The 21098-nt window shown below is 30.8% G+C and carries 24 protein-coding genes; 21 read left to right on the forward strand and 3 right to left on the reverse strand.

Translation table 11 applies throughout. The features are described 5' to 3' along the window. The first annotated feature begins 85 nt into the window (after positions 1 to 85). The 9 genes from rplU to PZA12_RS03140 all read left to right on the forward strand — a co-directional run bounded on the left by rplU (position 86) and on the right by PZA12_RS03140 (position 7052). Entirely contained in the window at positions 86 to 397 is a 312-nt protein-coding gene (rplU, locus tag PZA12_RS03100; protein WP_011967857.1) for a 50S ribosomal protein L21, read from the forward strand. A 7-nt stretch (positions 398 to 404) separates the two neighbouring features. Next, positions 405 to 791, forward strand: coding sequence for a ribosomal-processing cysteine protease Prp (locus PZA12_RS03105; RefSeq protein ID WP_011967858.1), 387 nt, complete (start codon positions 405 to 407; stop codon positions 789 to 791). A gap of 4 nt (positions 792 to 795) precedes the next feature. After that, positions 796 to 1095, forward strand: a complete 300-nt coding sequence (rpmA, locus tag PZA12_RS03110; protein WP_011967859.1) for a 50S ribosomal protein L27 — start codon at positions 796 to 798, stop codon at positions 1093 to 1095. Positions 1096 to 1396: 301 nt separating this feature from the next. Next, positions 1397 to 2689: a GTPase ObgE gene (obgE, locus tag PZA12_RS03115; RefSeq protein ID WP_023973713.1), complete on the forward strand. Its 1293-nt coding sequence runs from the start codon at positions 1397 to 1399 to the stop codon at positions 2687 to 2689. 150 nt (positions 2690 to 2839) lie between these two features. Next, positions 2840 to 3142, forward strand: coding sequence for a ribosome assembly RNA-binding protein YhbY (gene yhbY / locus PZA12_RS03120; RefSeq protein WP_023973712.1), 303 nt, complete (start codon positions 2840 to 2842; stop codon positions 3140 to 3142). 162 nt (positions 3143 to 3304) lie between these two features. Further along, positions 3305 to 3919, forward strand: a complete 615-nt coding sequence (gene nadD, locus PZA12_RS03125; RefSeq protein WP_077842078.1) for a nicotinate-nucleotide adenylyltransferase — start codon at positions 3305 to 3307, stop codon at positions 3917 to 3919. Positions 3920 to 3982: 63 nt separating this feature from the next. Continuing rightward, positions 3983 to 4561, forward strand: coding sequence for a bis(5'-nucleosyl)-tetraphosphatase (symmetrical) YqeK (gene yqeK / locus PZA12_RS03130; protein ID WP_103697890.1), 579 nt, complete (start codon positions 3983 to 3985; stop codon positions 4559 to 4561). Between the two features lie 99 nt (positions 4562 to 4660). Beyond that, positions 4661 to 5953, forward strand: coding sequence for an LCP family protein (locus PZA12_RS03135; protein ID WP_103697889.1), 1293 nt, complete (start codon positions 4661 to 4663; stop codon positions 5951 to 5953). Between the two features lie 199 nt (positions 5954 to 6152). Then, positions 6153 to 7052 (forward strand): RluA family pseudouridine synthase, encoded by a 900-nt coding sequence (locus PZA12_RS03140; RefSeq protein WP_077842081.1) that lies wholly within the window; start codon positions 6153 to 6155, stop codon positions 7050 to 7052. 75 nt (positions 7053 to 7127) lie between these two features. Here PZA12_RS03140 and PZA12_RS03145 read toward each other — a convergent pair whose 3' ends face one another. Continuing rightward, positions 7128 to 8024, reverse strand: a complete 897-nt coding sequence (locus tag PZA12_RS03145) for a LysR family transcriptional regulator (RefSeq protein ID WP_103697888.1) — start codon at positions 8022 to 8024, stop codon at positions 7128 to 7130. A 121-nt stretch (positions 8025 to 8145) separates the two neighbouring features. Between PZA12_RS03145 and asd the strand changes: the two genes are divergently transcribed. Further along, entirely contained in the window at positions 8146 to 9231 is a 1086-nt protein-coding gene (gene asd / locus PZA12_RS03150) for an aspartate-semialdehyde dehydrogenase (protein ID WP_078115892.1), read from the forward strand. 63 nt (positions 9232 to 9294) lie between these two features. Here the strand turns inward: asd and PZA12_RS03155 are convergent, their stop codons facing one another. Beyond that, a complete protein-coding gene (locus PZA12_RS03155; protein ID WP_078115893.1) occupies positions 9295 to 10530 on the reverse strand; it encodes a D-alanyl-D-alanine carboxypeptidase family protein in 1236 nt (411 codons plus the stop codon). 165 nt (positions 10531 to 10695) lie between these two features. On the opposite strand from PZA12_RS03155, the gene PZA12_RS03160 reads away from it, so the two are divergent. The 9 genes from PZA12_RS03160 to PZA12_RS03200 all read left to right on the forward strand — a co-directional run bounded on the left by PZA12_RS03160 (position 10696) and on the right by PZA12_RS03200 (position 18160). After that, a complete protein-coding gene (locus PZA12_RS03160) occupies positions 10696 to 11382 on the forward strand; it encodes a ComEA family DNA-binding protein (RefSeq protein ID WP_077842085.1) in 687 nt (228 codons plus the stop codon). Positions 11383 to 11659: 277 nt separating this feature from the next. After that, positions 11660 to 12352 carry a hypothetical protein gene (locus PZA12_RS03165; RefSeq protein ID WP_077842086.1) on the forward strand — a complete coding sequence of 231 codons (693 nt, stop codon included), beginning with the start codon at positions 11660 to 11662 and terminating at the stop codon, positions 12350 to 12352. Positions 12353 to 12372: 20 nt separating this feature from the next. After that, positions 12373 to 12771 (forward strand): RDD family protein, encoded by a 399-nt coding sequence (locus PZA12_RS03170; protein ID WP_077842087.1) that lies wholly within the window; start codon positions 12373 to 12375, stop codon positions 12769 to 12771. 111 nt (positions 12772 to 12882) lie between these two features. Beyond that, positions 12883 to 14238 carry a 23S rRNA (uracil(1939)-C(5))-methyltransferase RlmD gene (gene rlmD / locus PZA12_RS03175; RefSeq protein WP_103697887.1) on the forward strand — a complete coding sequence of 452 codons (1356 nt, stop codon included), beginning with the start codon at positions 12883 to 12885 and terminating at the stop codon, positions 14236 to 14238. A 271-nt stretch (positions 14239 to 14509) separates the two neighbouring features. After that, entirely contained in the window at positions 14510 to 15109 is a 600-nt protein-coding gene (locus tag PZA12_RS03180) for a TetR/AcrR family transcriptional regulator (RefSeq protein ID WP_078115960.1), read from the forward strand. Between the two features lie 73 nt (positions 15110 to 15182). Continuing rightward, positions 15183 to 15491, forward strand: coding sequence for an alpha/beta fold hydrolase (locus tag PZA12_RS03185; protein WP_199882991.1), 309 nt, complete (start codon positions 15183 to 15185; stop codon positions 15489 to 15491). 5 nt (positions 15492 to 15496) lie between these two features. Further along, a complete protein-coding gene (locus tag PZA12_RS03190; RefSeq protein ID WP_338481387.1) occupies positions 15497 to 15784 on the forward strand; it encodes an alpha/beta hydrolase in 288 nt (95 codons plus the stop codon). Between the two features lie 29 nt (positions 15785 to 15813). Further along, positions 15814 to 16713, forward strand: coding sequence for an Mph(B) family macrolide 2'-phosphotransferase (locus PZA12_RS03195; RefSeq protein WP_078115961.1), 900 nt, complete (start codon positions 15814 to 15816; stop codon positions 16711 to 16713). Between the two features lie 352 nt (positions 16714 to 17065). Continuing rightward, complete coding sequence (locus PZA12_RS03200) at positions 17066 to 18160, forward strand: L-dopachrome tautomerase-related protein (RefSeq protein ID WP_078115962.1); 1095 nt, start codon at positions 17066 to 17068, stop codon at positions 18158 to 18160. Between the two features lie 422 nt (positions 18161 to 18582). On the opposite strand, the gene PZA12_RS03205 is transcribed toward PZA12_RS03200, so the two are convergent. Continuing rightward, on the reverse strand, positions 18583 to 18900 hold the full coding sequence (locus tag PZA12_RS03205; RefSeq protein WP_103697886.1) for a hypothetical protein: 318 nt from the start codon (positions 18898 to 18900) through the stop codon (positions 18583 to 18585). A 325-nt stretch (positions 18901 to 19225) separates the two neighbouring features. Here PZA12_RS03205 and PZA12_RS03210 point away from each other — a divergent pair, with 325 nt between their 5' ends. Next, entirely contained in the window at positions 19226 to 19903 is a 678-nt protein-coding gene (locus PZA12_RS03210) for a response regulator transcription factor (protein ID WP_077837135.1), read from the forward strand. Continuing rightward, entirely contained in the window at positions 19900 to 20973 is a 1074-nt protein-coding gene (locus PZA12_RS03215) for a sensor histidine kinase (protein ID WP_078115963.1), read from the forward strand. The genes PZA12_RS03210 and PZA12_RS03215 overlap by 4 nt, the downstream gene beginning before the upstream one ends. The last annotated feature ends 125 nt before the right edge of the window (positions 20974 to 21098 follow it).

Genomic DNA, 21098 nt, shown 5'->3' on the forward strand with positions numbered 1-21098 from the left:
GTAGACCGCGCACGTAAGGTTTTATGTAAAACAAAGTTGAATCTTTGTACCAAAAGTGGCGAGACCGTTATGAGGAGGTGTTTTAATGTACGCAGTATTAGCAACAGGAGGAAAACAATACAGAGTTCAAGAAGGAGACGTAATATACGTTGAAAAACTTAACGCTGATGTTGACTCAACAGTTGAATTAAACGAAGTTTTAGCTGTAGGAACTGAGGAAGGTATCAAAGTTGGTGCGCCAGTAGTTGAAGGAGCTAAAGTTGTAGCTAAGGTTGCAGCACAAGGTAAGGCAAAGAAAGTTGTAGTTTTCAAGTATAAGTCTAAAAAGGACTATAGAAGAAAGAATGGACACAGACAACCTTACACTAAGCTAGTAATCGAAAAGATCGAAGCATAATAAAATTATGGTTAAAGTAAAAATCAAACAACATAATAATGATATTGTTGGATTCGTAATAAATGGTCACGCTATAGGTAATGACAGAGATTTTTCAAATGAGCCTGCTTTAGTAGGTGAAGCATTTGATATGATATGTAATTCAGTTTCAGTTTTATCTCAAAGTGTAATTATTGGTTTGGATGAAGTTTTAGAACTTAATTCAACATACGAAATACAAGATGGATACTTGAAATTAGACCTTCAAGATTTTAATCTAGAAGAACTAAATCAAGCTCAAGTTTTATTAAAAACTTTTGAAAAAAGCTTGGAAAGTGTAATTTTAGGATTTGATCAATTAGTAGGGAAAAAGAAACGTAGAGAATATATAACTTTAATAAAAGAGGAGGTGTAGTCACATGCTAATTATGAACCTTCAATTATTCGCTCATAAAAAAGGGGTTGGTAGTTCTAAGAATGGTAGAGACTCTGAATCAAAAAGATTAGGAGTTAAATCTGCTGACGGACAATTTGTTCTTGCTGGAAACATTCTTGTAAGACAAAGAGGAACTAAAATTCACCCAGGTGAAAATGTTGGAAAAGGTAAGGACGATACTTTATTTGCTAAAGTTGATGGAGTTGTTAAATTCGAAAGACTTGGTAGAGATAAGAAAAGAGCAAGTGTTTACCCAGTAGACGTTGAAGCAATAGCTGAATAATTATTTTAGAAATAAAGCACTCTTAGTTTAAGAGTGCTTTTTTAAGGCATATGAAAGAAAATAATGAGTTAAGAAGGTGCCGATGTCTAGAGTGACAGATATCAGAGAAATAGACTAGCATTTTAGATGTTATTTTCTTTGATATGCCTTAATATTTTTATGATAATATATATTGAGATTAGACATTAAATCCAATATTATATAATAAAGCGATATTTTTTAGGAAAGAATAAGTAATAATAGAACTAAAAAATTTTATATTAAGATGATAAAGTAAAACAAACAAGGAAAGGTGATTTTTATGTTTATAGATACGGCGAAGGTTTTCGTTAAATCTGGTAACGGTGGTAATGGTGCTATTTCATTTAGAAGAGAAAAGTATGTACCTCTAGGCGGACCAGATGGTGGAGATGGAGGAAAGGGTGGTAGCATCATTTTTCAAGTTGAAACTGGAATAACAACGTTATTAGACTTTAAATACAAGAAAAAGTTTATTGCAGAATCTGGTGAAAATGGCGGCGGTTCAAAATGCTACGGTAAAGATGGTGAAAGTTTATATATAAAGGTACCTATGGGAACCATTATAAGAGAAGCAGAAACTAATAAGATAATTGCAGATCTTTCTCATAAGGGGCAAGAATTAGTATTATTAAGAGGTGGAAAAGGTGGAAAGGGAAATGTTAAATTTGCTACTGCTACTAAGCAAGCACCTCATTATGCAGAACCAGGGATGCCAGGAGACGAGTTAAATATAGTTTTAGAATTAAAGTTACTCGCTGATGTTGGATTATTAGGATTCCCTAATGTAGGTAAATCAACATTGTTATCAATGACAACAAAAGCAAAACCGAAGATTGCAAATTATCATTTTACTACATTAAAACCTAATCTAGGTGTTGTTGCTGTTGATGGAATTGATCCTTTTGTAATGGCTGATATTCCAGGAATAATTGAAGGAGCAGCAGAAGGTGTTGGACTTGGAATACAATTTTTAAGACATATCGAGAGAACTAGACTTTTAATTCATATAGTCGATATATCTGGTGTTGAAGGAAGAGATCCTTTTGAAGATTTCATTAAAATCAATGAGGAATTAAAGAAGTATTCTGTAAAGCTTTGGGATAGACCTCAAATTGTTGTGGCTAATAAATCTGATATGCTTTATGATGAAAGCATATTTGAAGATTTTAAAAAGAAAGTTCAAGAAATGGGATTTGATAAAGTATTTAAGATGTCAGCAGCTACTAATGAAGGTGTTGATGCTGTTATGAAAGAAGCGGCAAGAATACTTAAGGATATTCCAGTTAAAGAATTAGAAATCTCAGAAGATGAAATGTATATACCAGAAGAAAAGAGATTTACTTATGATATTACTGTTGAACATAATAAAGAAGAGGGATATGATGTTTATATAGTTGAAGGTACATTTGTAGATAGATTACTAAGTGCAGTAAATGTAAATGATGCAGATTCTTTAAGATACTTCCATAAGGTTCTTAGAAATAAAGGTATTTTTGATGAACTTAGAGAAATGGGAGTAAAAGACGGTGATATGGTTAGATTAAATGATTTTGAATTTGAATATATACTTTAATTAATTTAAATTTAATATTATATATTTGCTATATAAAAATATTCTCCTTATAATTGAGTGCAGTGAAATTTAAGTTATAAGTTGAAAAATAACCCCCAGGGATAATTAATGCAACAAATATGTTGAAAAATTTTAGGAGGAATAAATAATATGTTAACAGGAAAACAAAGAGCTTATTTAAGAGGATTAGCTAATGATATTTCACCAATATTTCAAATAGGTAAAAATGGTGTTGAGGAAAACTTTTTAATACAAGTTTCACAAGCATTAGAAGCTCGAGAATTAATTAAAATAAAAGTTTTAGAGAACAGTGGTTTAGAAACAAGAGAAACTTCTGATACGATATGTAAAGCTGTAAAATGTGAAGGAATTCAAGCGATAGGTAATAAGATAGTTTTATATAAACAATCTAGCAATTTGAAAAAGAGAAAAATTGAATTACCTAATAAATAATTATATATAGGAAATAATTAATAGAGAAGCTGCTTTTATAGAAGCTTCTTTTTTTATAAAAATTAAGATATTAAAAATAATATTTAAGTTTACTTCATGATATAATAAAAAAGGAATTTTTAATATGATTATAATAAGTATAATACTTTTGGAGGAAATCTTATGAAACGCTTTGGTATAATAGGTGGTACTTTTGATCCTATTCATAATGCGCATTTATATATAGCCTATGAAGCTAAAGAAAAATTAAGCTTAGATGAAGTTATCTTTATGCCGGCAGGAATACAGCCGCTTAAGGTTAATAATATAATTACAGATCCTGGATTAAGGTATAGCATGGTTAAAGTAGCAATAGAGCACTTTAGCGAGTTTTCTGTATCAGATTATGAAATAGAGAAGGGTGGACTTAGTTTTACTCATGAAACATTAGAGTATTTTAAAAATAAGATTAGTGCTAGGGATAAAGATAATGAATTGTTTTTTATAACTGGAGCAGATTGTTTGTTCAGTATGGAAAAGTGGAAGGAAGTAGAAAAAATCTTTTCATTAGCAACTCTTGTAGTATTCTCAAGAGGAGGAATAAACAAAAGTGATATGATAAATAGGAAACATATTATAGAAGAAAAATATAATGGAAAAATAATTGTTTTAGATTTGAAAGAGCTTGAAATATCATCAACTGATATAAGAAATAGAGTACATGAAAATAAGAGAATAGATTTTTTTGTGCCAGAGGGAGTTTCAGATATTATCTATAAAAATAAGCTATATAGATAGAATTTCATAAAGCTAAGGCTCTGGGATTTATAGAAATATATTTAATTTTAGGAGGAATTTATCTTGTTATCCATAGAAGAAATGAATTTGTATCTTAAATCTAATTTATTAGAAAAGCGTTATATGCATACTTTAGGGGTTGCAGACACAGCAAAGAGGTTAGCAAAACTAAATGGAGTTTCAGAAAAGAAGGCTGAAATTGCAGGTCTTGTACATGATGTTGCTAAAAATTTATCTATAGATAAAATGAGAGAAATGATCAAAGAAAATAATGTTATTATATCTGAGATAGAAGAAAAGAATATGAATTTATGGCACAGTATTGTTGCGCCAATAGAGGCTAAAGACAGACTTGGAATTGATGATGATGAAATACTGGATGCCATAAGATGGCATACTACAGGTAAAGAGGATATGTCCACTTTAACAAAAATTATTTATATAGCAGATATGATAGAACCTGGAAGAAATTTTGATGGGGTTGATGAGATAAGAAGAGCTACATTTGAGAACTTGGATAAAGGAGTCTATTTTGGTTTAACTAGTAGCATAAAAGTATTATTGGCTAGAAACTTATTAATTGATGAGAATACTATAAAGGCACGAAATTATTTTCTATTTAATCCTGAATTTAAATTATAAGTACTGATATAAATAGAAATTTCGATTTATTTAATGAGATTAGAGAGGTTACTTAATGTATATTATATTAAGTAAAGAAAATTTATAAGAGGTGGGTGCATGAGAAGGAAAACTAATAAAAAGAGAGATACAGCATTCTCAAAAATTTTTAAAAAAAGTAATGATTCTACAACAGTATTTGAAAAGTTAGTTTTAGGTATTATATCTCTTATAATAACTTTTGTTATAGTATCAATGGTATCTGGAGTTTATGCTTTAATGAAGGTTGAGAGCAAGTCAATGCCAAGTGGTGCAAGTGTATCATTTAATCAGCCAGTAAATATCTTGTTACTTGGTATGGATATAGGAGATCCAAAGCAGGTAAATAATCAATCAATAAAGAGAACAGATACAATAATTGTAGCTAATTATAATCCTCAAACCAAAAGTATTCGTATTGTGTCTATTCCAAGAGATACACTAATAAATATAAATGATAGAAATGTTAAAATAAATTCAGCTTATGCAATTGGTGGATATCCGAAGATAAAATCAGAAGTTGAAAATCTACTGAATATAAATATAAATTATATAGTTAAAGTTGATTACAATGCTTTTCGTGAAATCATTGATGCTATCGGAGGAATTGAAATGAAGATCGATAGAAATATGATTTATGATGATGAAGGTCAAAATCTTCATATAAATTTTAAAGCCGGTGAAACTGTAACTCTAGATGGTAAAAAAGCAGAAGAATTTTTTAGGTGGAGAAAAAATAATGATGGAAGTGGACTTGCTAATGGAGATTTAGATAGAATAGAAAATCAACAAAAATTTATTTCTAAGGTTATTGAAAAGTGTACAAGTCCTTTTGTAATATTTAGAGCACCTAAAATAATTACAGCATTAGGAGATAATGTGGAAACAAATCTGTCACCAACTGATATTTTAGGATATGGGTTTAAATTTATTGGTATAAAAAAGGAAAATGTAACAATGGCAACTGTAAGTGGAACGCCGAAAACTATAAATGGAGAGTCATTTTTAATAGTTGATAAAAATGAAAATAAAGATATATTATCATCACTTACTTCATCTTCTGTATCTAATAAATCAGCAGAAGGAGTAGCAAAAGATGATATAAGAATTAAGGTTTTAAATGCTACAAAGATTAATGGATTGGCGGCAAAAGTGGCAAAGGAATTAAGTGATGCTGGGTATACAAAAGTTGATACTGGCAATACTGAACTTAGTGATAAAAGTGAAATACTTAGTAATGATGCCGATAAATTAAAGACTATTAAACAGGATTTAAATATAAAAGAAAATGATGAAAAAGAGAACAAGAAAGAATATAAAGATTACGATGTGATTATAATTTTAGGTAAGGATTTTGAAACCTTCGGTAAGTAAAGTGAATTAGAGTTTTGTGGTGGCTCAACGAAATAAGTAACATATTATGTTCCGGTTTCTAGTATAGTGATGCACATAAACTTAATAGATATGTATGGTTAGTAAAAATACAAAGATATTAGAATGAGTATTATCGTTATTGTGCATCATCAATTTGACATATTCCTAAATTATACTATATGAGGAGAAGATAAATTATATGAGTATTTTAGAAAAACAGGTTGTTAACATAGAGAAGGGCACTAAAATAAGAGAATATTTGAAAGTGGAACTTGGCTTATCAACAAGATTAATTAGAAGTGCATCTCTTGGTAAAAGAATATTTGTTAATGATGAAGTTGTAAAAATGAATAGAGTTCTAAATGAGGGAGAAATTATAAAGATTGATTTGGAAAAAGATGAAAGTCAGGATATAGCTCCAGAAAAAATGGATATAGATATAGTTTATGAAGATGAAGATATTTTAGTAGTCAACAAGAAACCTTTTATGGTGGTGCATCCAACTAAAAGTTATCAAAGTGGGACTCTTGCAAATGGAGTAATCAATTATTTTATGGAGAGCGGCCAAAATTGTATAGTTAGATTAGTTTCTAGATTAGATATGAATACATCAGGTCTTATTATAATTGCTAAAAATCAGTTTTCTCATGGAATGCTATCTAAAGAAATGAGTGAAAATAAGGTGGAAAAAAAATATTTAGCATTAGTTCATGGAATTATGAAAGAAAAACAAGGGACAATTGATCTACCAATATATAAACCTGAAGGAATTGAAAATGGCATTAGGAGAGTTATCGATGAGAGAGGTCAAAGGAGTATAACTCACTATAAAGTCGTTGAAGAATACAATGAATCAAGTTTAGTAGAATGCAAACTTGAAACTGGAAGGACCCACCAAATTAGAGTGCATTTAAGTCATTTAGGTCATCCTATTTACGGTGATACATTATATGGAGATGGGGATGAAGAAGATTTAATAAAGAGGCAGGCTCTTCATGCATTTGGATTAGATTTTAAATCTCCAAGGAGTGGTGAAATACTTTCATTAAGAGCTGAACTTCCAGATGATATGAAAGAATTAATTAGTAAATTGAAATAAATTTAATATGATAAGTAATAATGTAAAAAGCTCAAGCATCTAATTTAATAGGTTGCTTGAGCTTTTTACATTATTCTATTGTAAGTATGATTCCATAAAACTTCTTGATAAATTTAAGAATTCTTTTAGAGCAGGAGAGATCAATTTGTTTTTGTGATAAAGTACTTGAGATATTATTCCAAAGTCAGGACCTTCCCAATTTAGAGGAACAAGTTTACCACTATTTATTTCATCATCAACAGCAACCTTTGGAAGTAAGGTTATTCCAAGACCACTCATTGTAAATTGTTTAATGGCTTGAACACTTCCTGTTTCTATGGCTACATTTGGTTTTATATTGCAGCTACTTAAGATGTTTTCTAATGTAGATCTGTAGCTACATCCCATTTCTGTTAATATAAGTGATTCTGACTCGATATCTTTTGGAAATACTTCTTTTTTATTTATAAGGGTATGGCCAGGGTAGGCTAAAAGCAACATTGGCTCTGGAATTTCAATTTCTGATATAAATTCTTCTGAATTAATTTTTACACCTAATGAAAATGCTACATCAATAATATTATCATTTAAGAAATATTTAAATTCAGCACAATTTCCAAATTTTAAAGAGATTTCTACTTCAGGATATAGCTTTTTGTATTCTTTAAGGATTTCAGGAAGTCTTAAAACACATAAAGATTCAGCAGCACCAATCGTTAATGTCCCACTTGGAACGTCAGTGTTAAGTACAGCATTTTTTACATCACTTGATAGCTTTAATATTTGTTTTGCATATGGTAAAAGTCTCTTTCCTTCATGTGTTAAAGTTATGTTCTTACCTATTCTTTCAAAAAGTTTTACACCAAGCTCACTTTCCAAAAGCTTAATTTGTGTCGTTATACTAGATTGAGCATAGCCCAGGCTATCAGCCGCTTTAGTAAAACTTTGAAGTCTGCTTATCATTAGAAAAGCATTAAGTTGTTTAAAATCCATATAATCATCTCCATCAAAATAATTGATTATGTTAATAGAAATTATCAATTTTACTAATATATGCATAAATGATATCATACTTATAATAGATAAGCAAAATTAATTTTAAGAGGTGGTTTTAATGGGAGACAAGTTGAAGGTTGGTATAATAGGTGCTACAGGAATGGTTGGACAAAGATTTTTATGTTTATTGGAGAATCATCCTTGGTTTGAAGTTACAGTGCTAGCTGCAAGTAAAAATTCAGCAGGAGTAACTTATAAAGAGGCAATAGCTAATAGATGGAAGATGACAACACCATTACCTGAAAAATATAAGGATATGGTAGTTAAGGATGCATTTAAAGTTGAGGAAATCTCTGGTATGGTGGATTTTGTATTTTGTGCAATTTCTCTAAATAAGGAACAAACTAAGTTACTTGAAGAAGATTATGCGAAACATGAAACACCAGTTATTTCAAATAATTCAGCGAATAGAAACGTGGATGATGTACCGATGTTAATTCCAGAGATAAATGGAGTACATGCACAGATTATTGAAAGCCAAAAGAAACGTTTAGGAACTAAAAGAGGATTTATAGCAGTAAAACCTAATTGCTCAATTCAAAGTTATGTTCCCCCAATAAGTGCCCTTATGGAATACAAGCCTAAAAATATTCTAGCATGTACCTATCAAGCCATTTCCGGAGCTGGTAAAACTTTTAATGAGTGTCCTGAAATTATTGATAACGTGATACCATTTATTGATGGTGAAGAAGAGAAAAGTGAGAATGAACCACTAAAAATATGGGGACAAATAGAATCAGGTAAAATTATAAATGCTAATAGTCCGATTATTACAACTCAATGTATAAGAGTACCTGTAGCAAATGGACATTTGGCAGCAGTTTATGTTAGTTTTAAGAATAAACCTTCGAAGGAAGAGATAATTAGTAGATGGGAAAACTTCAAAGTTCCAGAAATAGTTCTAGGGCTTCCAAGTGCTCCAAAGAAATTTTTGAAATACTTCACAGAGAATAATAGACCTCAAACTAATTTAGATAGAGATTATGAAAATGGAATGGGAATATCCATGGGAAGATTACGAGAAGATAAGATATTTGATTACAAATTTGTGTGTCTTTCTCATAATACATTAAGAGGTGCAGCAGGTGGCGGAGTTCTTTCAGCTGAATATTTGAAAGCTTGTGGATATTTAAATGCAAAGTAAATTTTTATAATTAATATATATTTAAACAAAAATAAAGGAAGTCACAGAAGACTTCCTTTATTTTTATTTCTTTAATTTTATATTTATAAGCTTTCTTAATCCAAATACTCCTGCTAAAACAATAGCGACAGATCCTATATAGAGTTCTGAATTTGCATTGTTTGACAATGAATTAATAGAAAGAGGAAATTCATACTTTCTAGATGTTCCAGCAGCTAAATCCATAGTTGTATATTCTTTGTCATTAACATAAACAGTACCTTTTAGTATGTTATCACCTTCATTAAATGATTGTTTACTTAAATCCTGATCCTGTATTTTTATTTCAGAAGATACTGAATCTTCCTGACCCTTAGGAACATCATAATCAATATCTTTTGAAGCCATAACAGGTATTGTAAGATTGTTAGTTATTTTGTACTGTGAGACTTCATCGCCTTTTTTGTAAAGGTGAACTAAAGAATAATTATCAAAGCCGTAATTTAAGACTGCTTGCATATCATGAAAGTTTTGATCTTTATCAAGCGCATTTAAAAATGAAGCTACAAGAACATGTCCGTTCTTTTCTGCAGCAGCTACGTAAGTATGATTTGATTTTGTTGTATAGCCATTTTTACCGCAAAGAGCAAAAGGATAATAATATCTAGAATTCTTATTTATCATATAATTTTTATTGTTAAGTACAATAGTCTTTGAAGGGTTATTCTTGAGCGTTATTGTGTAATTTGGTGTAGTAGATAGTTGAACGTAATCTTTGTTATTTATAGCTTCTCTTAAAAATAACGCTAAATCATGTGCAGTAGTTGTATGTTCTGGATCTGGTAATCCACTTGGATTTTTAAAGTTTGTGTGTAAAGCTCCCAGTTCCTTTGCTTTTTCGTTCATAAGTTTAGAAAATGCTTCTGTGCTTCCTGATATGTGATCAGCTAAAGCATTTGCACAATCGTTTCCTGATTCCAAAAGAAGACCTAAAAGCAAATCTCGAACAGTTACCACATCACCTTTTAATAAACCAACAGCAGTTCCATCTATTTTGGTAAAATCTTCTTGAACAGTTACCTCATCATCTAGTTTACACTTTTCTAGGGTTATAATTGCAGTTATTACTTTAGTAGTTGAAGCAGGTTCTAAAACTTTCTCTTCATTTTTACCATACAACACTTGACCGGTAGATGCATCGATTAAAGCGCAACCCTCAGCGTTAATCTGTGGAGGCTGTGTTTCTGCTTGTGCACTAGAATAGGTAAAGCAAAATAAAAACAAGAATAATATATTAAATGTTTTAAAAATTCTTTTCATAAAATTCTCCATACTTATATTAAATATTTTTAATCGTACTCAAAATACATTTTATCAAAAAAAAAGAATTTGCGCTATACAAAGTTCAAATAGATTCCAATAAGAGTCTAAATAATAAAAATGTGGAAATAATATCTAAGGAGAAATTGTAAAGGAGAAAAAGAAGTGGTACAAGAGTTCTTAAAAGATAAGAAAAAAATCGGCATATTAAGTATGCTATTTATTGTGGTAATTGTACTTATAGGATTATATGTGAAATCTGGGTTTAAAGAATTAAAGAAAAATGATACAGAAAGTATTTTTGTAGATGATAGCATTGAAGCTGATACATCAAATGATGAATCGGTTAATGCTCAAAATAATAATAAATCAAATAGTAAGGATAACAAGAAACAAATAGTTGCAGCAAAAAATAAGAATATAGTTGTAGAAATAAAAGGAGAAGTAAAAAAGCCAGATGTTTATACAATGAGTGAAAACTCAATAGTAAAGGATCTTATAGACATATCAGGTGGGCTTACTGAAAATGCAGATTTAAGTAATATAAATAGAGCAAAAAAATTGCAAGATCATGAATTGATTTATATTTTAAACAAAAATGATGAAAACAAGGAAATACAAACTGTAAATTCAAATTCTAGTAATAAAGATAGTTCAGATAAAAAAATTAATATAAATAGTGCAACATTAGATCAATTAAAGACACTAAATGGCATAGGCGATTCAAAAGCAAAAGGTATAATTGAATATAGAGAAAAAAATGGTGGATTTAAATCAATTGAGGAAATAAAAAATGTATCTGGAATAGGAGACAACATGTTTGAGCGAATAAAGGAACAAATCGAAATTTGAACAACTTACAAATATATTACATTAATGCTTGTTAACGTTATAATAATTGCATGAAAGAGTAAAAAAATATATAATAAACAGTGTTATATCAAAACTAATTATATTAAATGAATGTAAAAGCAATCTAGAAAAGAGAACATAATATTATTTAGGTAAGAAAAAAGGTATAATATTGACACATAGTTGTAATACATTGATGGTAAAATTGTATTATTCATTTGCCGTATATTAGTTAGACATAAAAATAACATCTAATTTAAATAAGGGGGAAAATTTAGTGTCTAAAAAGGTTATAAGTATACTTATGAGCATAATAGTTTCAGCATCGTTAGCTGGGTGTACAAATGCTACAGATAGTTCAACAAAGAAAACGGACACAACAACGGAAAGTAGCACAAACTCTAATGATGACAGTTTAGAGGGAAAATGGGCAAAAAATTATACATTAGATCAAACACAAAAGTTATTTAAAGATAAATTATCAAAGATGGAGAATATAACCAAGGATTTAGGGGTAAAATATACAAAAGATGAGAAAACAAGAAAAGAAAAAGATGAATCTGTAAATGATAACTCCATATATTTTGACAATCAAAAGCCAGAAGTAAATAAAATTGAAAGTATGTATTTTGGAATGAAGACATATGGTGATAACTTAGAGACTGGTGATATAAGTCTAAAGTTGAGCTTAAATTTTGATGGTGAGAGTGCAATAAAGAATAATAATTTTGACTTAGGGAAGACATCTTTTAAAAAGTACATAGAAGCATTTACAGACCAAGAAGGTAGAGATTATTCAGACATAAATAAACAAATAATTGATAAACTAAAAAGTGGTGAAAACCAAGTTCAGATTAATAACACAATTGATGGCTTAAAGGAAGAGATCTTAGCTACCAAAACGTGTATAATATATAAATTATCTACAAAGAAATACAAATTTGCTGATGGTGAAATGAGTATGAAGTAGATTACAAGGGGGAAAATTTTTTGGAAAAAGATAACTTAAATGAAAATGAAATAAACGATGAAGTGGAAGAAAACGAAATTAAAAAGATTTCGGATACTGAGGAAGAAACAGATAACAATGTTAATAAAGAGGTTGAAAGTTTAATAACAAGTGATGAAGAATCAGATAAACAATCTTCTTCTAAAATTATATTAGCTAACGCACTTGATCAGTTATTAATGATTGCTGGTTCAGCTTTATTAGTACTATTGTGTGATATAATCTTAAAATTATGTGGATACATGTTCGTAAGGGATAATGGAGCTATAATTTTAGCAGGAGGAATAATATATTTTATTATAAATTGTATTTATGCCCCAATAATGGAAAAGAGTAAACTAGAAAATACTTTTGGGAAAAAGATATTAAATATGAATTAATTTATAAACTGAATTTACTATTATAATTTAAAGAATATAAAAATTACTTTTTATATTCTTAATTTTTAATTACAGATAAAATTTTAAAATATAAGTACTTAGGAGTAGATGATGAAAAAAGGAAGCGATTTAAGCGTTAAAATAGAAAAGTTACAATTTCCATCGACAGGAATAGGTTATGCAGAAGATAAGACTATATATGTTAAGAATGCTTTTCCAGGTCAAACAGTTACAGGTAGGGTAAAAAGGAAGAAAGAAGATTATGCGGAGTTAAAATTAATAAGCGTAGACGAACGAGCTGATTATGAGATTGAAACTTCATGTCCTCATTTTGGAGTTTGTGGAGGATGTTCATCACAAGGTATACCATATGAAAAGCAATTAGAATTTTTAAGTGAAGAAGTTAAAGAGTTATTTAGAGAAGCAAATGTTGATACAGGAGAGTATCTGGGAATTCAAGGAAGCCCTAACCAATGGGAATATAGAAATAAGATGGAATTTACATTTGGTGATGAAGCCAAGGGAGAGCCACTTTCATTAGGTATGCACATGAGAGGAAAATCTTTTGGAATATTAACTGTAGATGAATGTAAACTTGTTGATGAGGATTACAGAAAAATTATTAGATTGACTGCTGATTACTTTAGAGAGAAAGATTTGCCTTATTATAGAATAATGAAAGCTGAAGGCTATTTAAGGCATTTAGTGATAAGAAAAGCTCAAAATACTGGCGAGATATTAGTTAATTTAGTTACTACTACTCAGATAGACTTTGATTTAAGTGAATATGTTAAATTGCTAAGAGAACAAAGTTATAAAGGAAATTTAGTATCTATAATCCATACTGAAAATAATTCGAAATCAGATGCAGTAATACCAGAAAAGGTAAATGTGTTATTTGGAAAAGATTATATTAGAGAAACATTACTCGGATTACAATTTAATATTTCTCCATTTTCATTCTTTCAAACCAATACAAAAGGTGCAGAAAGTCTATATTCTATTGTTAAAGAGTTTATGGGAGATAGTGAAGAAAAAATTGTATTTGATCTCTATTGTGGTACAGGAACGATAGGGCAAATAGTAGCTCCAAATGCAAAGAAAGTAATAGGAATAGAACTTATTGAAGAAGCAGTTGAAGCTGCAAGAGAAAATGCTAAATTAAATGGATTAAATAATTGTGAATTTATAGCTGGTGATGTAGCAGAAATAATAAAAACAGTAAAAGTTAAACCGGATATAATAATATTAGATCCACCAAGAACTGGAGTACATCCTAAGGCGTTAGATTATGTAATTAAATTTAATGCACCAGAGATAATATACGTTTCATGTAATCCAAAGACATTAGTTAATGACCTTAGAGTACTTACGGAAAAAGGATATAAAGTTATTAAAACTAAAGTTAAGGATATGTTCCCTAATACGCCTCACGTGGAGTGTGTTGCATTGATAACAAGAAAATGAAGTTCGTAAAAGCCTTGATAATACTGAGTTTCATAAAACGAAAGTAATTCTAACTACTAAACTTAAACCCTCGATATACGTTCATGTGAACATATCGAGGGTTAATTTTTGGGATAAGAAACTCGGTGGGTTGGGTGAATAGGATAGATAAAATTGTGGGGTTGGGGAGATAGGATGGATGATAAATAAATGTATTTGATTTGTAAAATGTTCTATGCTAATATAAAAACAAATAAATATTTTGTTTTTAAGTTTTTATGGGGGTTATGTTATGGCTAAATTTACAGAGCTAGAAAAAGAAAAAATTCGAGAAGAATTGCTTAAAGTTGCCTGTCGCTTTTTTATAGATAAAGGATTTAAAAGTACTTCTCTTGAGGATATTACTTCATCAGTTGGTATTGCAAAGAGTTCCTTTTATATATTTTTCGAATCAAAAGAAATGCTATATATGGAATTGTTAGCACATGAGGGAGAACAAATTCAAAAGCAGATTTGGCCAAAGGTTATAGCTACAGAAAATATACGTCTAGCTATAAAAATGTACTTAAATATGATGGCTTTGGAACTAGAATCTAAGATTTTAACTCAAAGGCTGGTTTACGACATTGAGGAATATAAACTTGTTTCTAGAAAACTAAATCCAGAGTATGTTGGCTCGGAGCATCTAAGAAGCATCGCCTCTCTTATGGAGTTTATAAAGTCACGTCAAGATTCTAAGGAGATTATCGATGAAGACCCAGGTGTTATAGCCGGAGTTTTAAGATCAGCATTATTAATAGGTTCTCAAAAGAGAGATTTACAGCAATATAATTATGAAAGGATTAGAGATTTATTATTCGAAGCAGTTGCTAATCAAATTGCCAGGCCTTAATTTGGTCTAAGTATTATTAAATGAAAGTAAAATACGAATATAATATGGTCATCCAGAGTATACCTTTGAGGATTTGGTTGATGATGCAATTCAGGTACTAGATGCGTATAACGTTGATAAGGCTCACATAGTCGGTATGTCAATGGGTGGAATTATTACGCAGATAGTAGCTCTTAAACACACAAGTAAGGTTCTTACTATTTCATTAATTATGACATCAAATTTCGATTCCAGGCTCCCTAAAAAGGATAGTAAAGTAACAGAAGCCTTAGGTGAACATAAAATTACAAATTGGCAAAATAAAGATGAAGTGATGGAGTGTTTTATTAAAAAAGTAGAATTCTTACAGGATCAAAACGTTTTTTCGATGAAGAAAAAGTAAGAAGACTGAATGAAGAAGAATTTGATAGAGCCAGTAATTTACAGAGTAGAGAAAATCGCGGATTTATAAGAGGTTGGAATTCGTATTTGTCAAGAACTGACGAAATCAGTGTACCTACATTGGTAATTCATGGAACCGATGACCATATTATTCCGTATGAGCATGGAGTGCATCTTTCTAAAATTATATCAAATGCTGTATTAATTACCTTAGATGGTGCGGGGGATGAGCTCCACTATAATGATTGGGATGAAATTATTAATGCTATATCAGAGTATGCAGGAAATTTATAACCTAAATTTTAAAATTAGGAGTGATTTGAATGGGTAAAGAAATGAAACAAGTTATGGAAACAGCTAAAAAACATAATCTTATTTTAAAGGAAGAAACAATGCAGTTTAATGAATCTGGACTTGATTTTCAAGTTGTATTTGCACAAGATGAAAATGAAACGGATTGGGTTCTTAGATTGCCTAGGCGGGAAGATGTAATGCCCAGAACAAAGCTAGAAAAACAAGCATTAGATTTAGTTAATCAGTATGCGAAATGTTTTCAGGCACCAAACTGGACTATTTACACAAATGAACTAATAGCTTACAAGAAGTTAGATGGTGTGCCGGCAGGAACTATAGACCATAATATAGGAAACTATGTTTGGGAAATAGATATTAACAATATTCCAGAATCATTTCACAAGTCTCTTGGTAAGGTGTTAGCAGAGCTTCATAGCATACCTAGTGATAAAGCTGCTGAGCTTGGTCTAGCAGTGCAAACCCCTGAAGAGGCAAAAATGTCAATGAAGCAGCGTATGTATGATATAAAAGCTAAGTTTGGTGTGGGTGAGAATCTATGGATCAGACGGCAGGCATGGATAAATGATGATGAAATGTGGCCAAAGAAAACGGGATTAATTCATGGAGATGTTCATGCAGGTCATACTATGATCGATAGAGATGCTGATGTAACTGGATTAATCGACTGGACTGAAGCTAAAGTTACGGATATATCAAATGACTTTGTTTTTCATTATAAGGCGTTCGGAGAAGAAGGTCTTGAAGCTCTGATTCTTGCTTACAAAGAAGCAGGTGGATATTACTGGCCTAAGATGAAAGAGCATATTATTGAACTGGTTGCTGCGTATCCTGTTTCAATTGCCGAGTTTGCAATGGTATCTGGTGTTGAGGAATATGTTCAGATGGCGAAGGAAGCATTGGAAGTATAAGAGTTATGAATGGTGTAATGTGGTCATCAATATGCTCTCATCTACTAATAGTATAAAAAGAACAGTGGATATGTTTACGAGAACGGACACACTCAAATGCCATTCATTCTCTCCTCTTGAGTCACGTTGAGACCGTTGTTAGGATAGAAAGAAAATAGGCTAATATCAAAGGCTTTGAAGGTTTTTAAGTAAATATTGAAGTGTGTTTTATGATCATGATGTGAAGTCCTATTTGTATGCACCATAACACTTTGTAATTACTAGAAAAACTCATTAAAGACCAGGCACTAAAAACGAATCTCAATCATATTATAGGTAATATACCGTTTGAATATAATGAGGAGGTATTGTTATGCCTATGTTACCTATTGAAAAATATTTTGGTGAATTTCAATTAGTTTATACATTTTATGAGGCTATGCCTACAGGTGTTACTGTTTCAGAAACAGGTCGTATTTTTGTTTGCTTTCCGAAATGGGGAGACGACGTTAAATTTACTGTAGCGGAAATAGTAGGGGATCAATTGCGGCCATACCCTAATTTAGAAGCTAATTTAGCTAACCCCGAGAATATCGCAAACTCTTTCATTAGTGTCCAAAGTGTAGTTGCTGATGGAAGGGGAACTCTTTGGGTATTAGATACAGGAGCACCAAACTTTTCAGTGCCTATCAAAGGGGGGGCAAAATTAGTCGCTGTTGATTTAAAAAACAATAAACTAAGAAAAGTATATAACTTTACAGAAGATGTTATCCTGCCAACAACTTATATTAATGATGTACGATTTGATTTTCGTGTTGGAAAAGCAGGGTATGCATATATAACGGATTCTTCTTCAAAAGGGCCAGGAGCTATTATCGTGGTAGATTTAGAAAATGGAAACGCGTTCAGACGGTTAAATGGAGCAAATTCAACTTCACCAGATCCCTATTTTTTACCGAAAGTAGAAGGTCAAATTTTGATGAATCGAAACAAAGATGGCTCAACTTCCCCATTTAGAATGGCGTCTGATGGTATAGCAATTTCTCCCGATGGAAAACTTTTATTTTTTTGTCCACTAACCAGTCGTCATCTGTTCTCAATCCCGACTGAAGCCCTAAGAGACAGAACGATACCAGAGATGGATTTGCTTTATCATGTGAAGTATTGGGGAGAAAAAGGCGCGTCTGATGGAATGATCACTGATGCAAAAGGAAATATTTATGCTGGAGACTATGAAAACAACAGTATTCGAAAAATATTGCCAAATGGCACAATGAAAACCATTGTACATGATCCAAGAATTTTATGGCCGGATACTTTTTCAATTAGTCCGGATCAATACTTATATGTCATTGTGAACCAATTACACAGGCAGGCAAGATTTCATTATGGAAAAGACCTACGACAAAAGCCGTATAGTTTACTACGTATGAAAATTGGTGAATTTCCTGCTCCAACCTTTTCATAACAAAAAATAAAAAGGAAAAGGTAGTTGAAAAAGAAAAAGCACTATGAATTTTCAGTTATAATTAATACTATCACAAAGCTTAATTAATAATGACATAAAATTATAAAAATGTTGTCATTATTTATATAAACACTTTTTATGAAAATCATGTATCAATAGTTTTAAAACAATTAATAGTAAGTGGAGTAAAGAATTCTATGAGATTAGATTAGAGAATTAATCATATAGAATTCTTTTTATGAATGAAAAATAGAAGTGGAATAATATTTTGGGGAAATATGTAGGAAAACAAATGCTTTTAAAGAATAGTATTAAATATACCAGTTTTTATTCTAATAGGACTACCAATTTTTTAAGAATGTCTATTTTTTGACGGTTATTTTGAAATTAGGGGCATATTATGTACTCCCCATGTAGTTTATTCATGAAAGATTTAAAGCAGTTTCTGTTATTTGCATATCTACTTTATATTGCTCCTGTAAATTATAAGCATTGTAATAACCTTTTTTCATCATATAGTTTGAAATTGTTTCATAGGTAGCAATATAAGAATGATTCATAAGTCCGCTTAATTGTTGTGTATGCTGCCTAGATGCACAAGTATCATTCTGTAAAATAGACCTTAATTCCTCGTCAGAAACTAACTGGGACATAGTAACTGACTTAGTCAGACAAAGATTTTTAAAGGTTAATAGTTCATGCAGCTTTATGGTTTCATGAGGTGCAATTTGTTGAACCATATTTTTAAGCATCCTTGTATTTATTATTTATGTCCTAATTAACTATTTTTCTGGAGTTGCAAAACTACCAAGTCTGCTTGTATCGCCAGGAAATAAATTTAAGCCGGCAATTTGAGACGTTGTCTGCGACGACTCCAAATCCATTTGAAACTGTCTATCCAGGTCAACTGGGTTAAGACATCCTTATTATACCGCTATCTTAATTTGGGGGCTTTTGCATACAGGCTTTGTGAGGATTTAATATCAAAATAATAAATGAAAATACAGATCAATTTATATTGTATTTACATTGATATTCTATACTCAAAAGAGGAAGGTGATAGATTTGAATAAGATTTTAGTTATAGATGATGATTATTATATCAGAGAGCTTATTTGTACAGTATTAAAAGATGAAGGATTTTCTATAGCTGAGGCTGTAAATGGAAGGGATGCATTAGAAAAACTTGGGGAGGAAAAAATTGATCTTTGTGTGCTTGATATTATGATGCCTCAAATGGATGGATATGAATTTTGTAAACAAGCACGCAGATATTATGAGGATATGCCAATTTTAATGCTCACCGCTAAAAGCGAGCTTTCCCAAAAAGTAAAGGGCTTTGAACTTGGCGCAGATGATTACTTAACAAAACCATTTGAGATTGATGAGTTGTTTGTTAGAATAAAAGCGCTTTTGAGACGCTATAAAGTAGCTGCTTCACGGAGTATTAATATTGGTAATTTAGTTATGGATAAAAGTAGTTACACAGTAATTAGTAACAATGAACAATTCGATATACCAATGAAGGAATTTGAACTTTTATTTATGCTTGGAAGTTATCCTGGTAAAACCCTTTCTCGTGACAGGCTAATAGAAGAGGTTTGGGGCCTTGATTTTGAAGGAAACGAACGAACTCTTGATGTTCATATAAATCGTCTTAGAGAGAGGTTTCAGTCTGATATTTACAAGTTCAAAATTACTACTATTAGGGGTCTTGGTTACAGATTGGAGGAAGTGAAGTGAAGGAAGGAAACAGGTATTTTTTTTCACTAATACTGATTTTTATTATAACATTACTTGGTCTTACTAGTGGATATTATATTTGTATATTTATTTTCGGTAAATTAGAAAGCATTCCTCTACATATAATATTTATTGTTCAAAGCTTAACTTCTGCTGTGATATATTTTCTAGGTTGGAAAGCATTTATATATATGCACTGGCGCTTCGCTAATAAACATAAAAAATTTGATCTTTCACATTTTCCAATATTAAGCGGAGCTGTTGAAGCCATGAATAAGATAGCTTCTGGTGATTTCAATGTACTTGTTAAAACAAATGAACTCGATCCTTTTAATGAGGTAGCAGACAATGTCAACAGAATGGCAAAAGAGCTAGGGTCTTTGGAGAAACTACGCCAAGATTTTATATCAGATGTGTCACATGAAATACAGTCACCATTAACTTCTATATCAGGGTTTGCTACTCTGTTAAAAAAAGGAAGTTTAGATAAGGATCAGATATCACATTATGCCAGCATAATAGAAACTGAAAGTAAACGATTATCTAAATTAAGCGAAAATCTATTAAGATTATCTAATTTGGAATCAGAAGACAATAATTTAAACTTAAAGAAATATGAAATAAACAAGCAAATTGAAAGTGTTTTACTTATGTTAGAGCCACAGTGGTCAGCAAAAAATATAACACTTGATATTTCTCTTGAAGAAACTATGATATGTGGAGATGAAGATTTATTAAGTCAGGTATTTATAAATTTGCTTAATAATGCTATTAAATTTACGCCAGAAAACGGAAATATAGGTGTTAACTTATATAACAATGAAGACGGGGTCGAATGTAAAGTCTCCGATACAGGTATAGGTATTTCATCGGAAGATCAACCGCGGATTTTCGAGAGGTTTTATAAAGCAGATAAAGCTCGTAATCGTTCTTTGGGTGGAAACGGACTTGGACTTTCAATAGTAAAAAAGATTATTGACTTACATGGAGGGAAAATATCTCTTACAAGTGAAATTGGAAAAGGTACAGAATTTATTATTTGGCTGCCTAAGGTATATGAAAGAAAATAACAAGTCCTAATATTCAGGCAGATTGACTTGTTATTTTTTTGATAATGCGCAAATAGAAGCTAAATATGTTCATTATTACAGTCTGAATTAACAGACTGTAATTTTTTGTTTACATTGAGTTTTAG

This window comes from Clostridium beijerinckii (genome assembly GCF_036699995.1).
Classification (GTDB): Bacteria; Bacillota; Clostridia; order Clostridiales; family Clostridiaceae; genus Clostridium; species Clostridium helianthi.

Excerpts from the sequence above, each read along its gene's own strand:
- PZA12_RS03205 (WP_103697886.1), bottom strand. The coding sequence starts at position 18,900 with ATGGTTCAACAAATTGCACCTCATGAAACCATAAAGCTGCATGAACTA.
- PZA12_RS03140 (WP_077842081.1), top strand. The coding sequence starts at position 6,153 with ATGAGTATTTTAGAAAAACAGGTTGTTAACATAGAGAAGGGCACTAAA.
- obgE (WP_023973713.1), top strand. The coding sequence starts at position 1,397 with ATGTTTATAGATACGGCGAAGGTTTTCGTTAAATCTGGTAACGGTGGT.
- nadD (WP_077842078.1), top strand. The coding sequence starts at position 3,305 with ATGAAACGCTTTGGTATAATAGGTGGTACTTTTGATCCTATTCATAAT.
- PZA12_RS03195 (WP_078115961.1), top strand. The coding sequence starts at position 15,814 with ATGGGTAAAGAAATGAAACAAGTTATGGAAACAGCTAAAAAACATAAT.
- rplU (WP_011967857.1), top strand. The coding sequence starts at position 86 with ATGTACGCAGTATTAGCAACAGGAGGAAAACAATACAGAGTTCAAGAA.
- yhbY (WP_023973712.1), top strand. The coding sequence starts at position 2,840 with ATGTTAACAGGAAAACAAAGAGCTTATTTAAGAGGATTAGCTAATGAT.
- PZA12_RS03155 (WP_078115893.1), bottom strand. The coding sequence starts at position 10,530 with ATGAAAAGAATTTTTAAAACATTTAATATATTATTCTTGTTTTTATTT.
- PZA12_RS03105 (WP_011967858.1), top strand. The coding sequence starts at position 405 with ATGGTTAAAGTAAAAATCAAACAACATAATAATGATATTGTTGGATTC.
- PZA12_RS03135 (WP_103697889.1), top strand. The coding sequence starts at position 4,661 with ATGAGAAGGAAAACTAATAAAAAGAGAGATACAGCATTCTCAAAAATT.
- rpmA (WP_011967859.1), top strand. The coding sequence starts at position 796 with ATGCTAATTATGAACCTTCAATTATTCGCTCATAAAAAAGGGGTTGGT.
- PZA12_RS03145 (WP_103697888.1), bottom strand. The coding sequence starts at position 8,024 with ATGGATTTTAAACAACTTAATGCTTTTCTAATGATAAGCAGACTTCAA.
- rlmD (WP_103697887.1), top strand. The coding sequence starts at position 12,883 with ATGAAAAAAGGAAGCGATTTAAGCGTTAAAATAGAAAAGTTACAATTT.
- PZA12_RS03180 (WP_078115960.1), top strand. The coding sequence starts at position 14,510 with ATGGCTAAATTTACAGAGCTAGAAAAAGAAAAAATTCGAGAAGAATTG.
- PZA12_RS03200 (WP_078115962.1), top strand. The coding sequence starts at position 17,066 with ATGCCTATGTTACCTATTGAAAAATATTTTGGTGAATTTCAATTAGTT.
- asd (WP_078115892.1), top strand. The coding sequence starts at position 8,146 with ATGGGAGACAAGTTGAAGGTTGGTATAATAGGTGCTACAGGAATGGTT.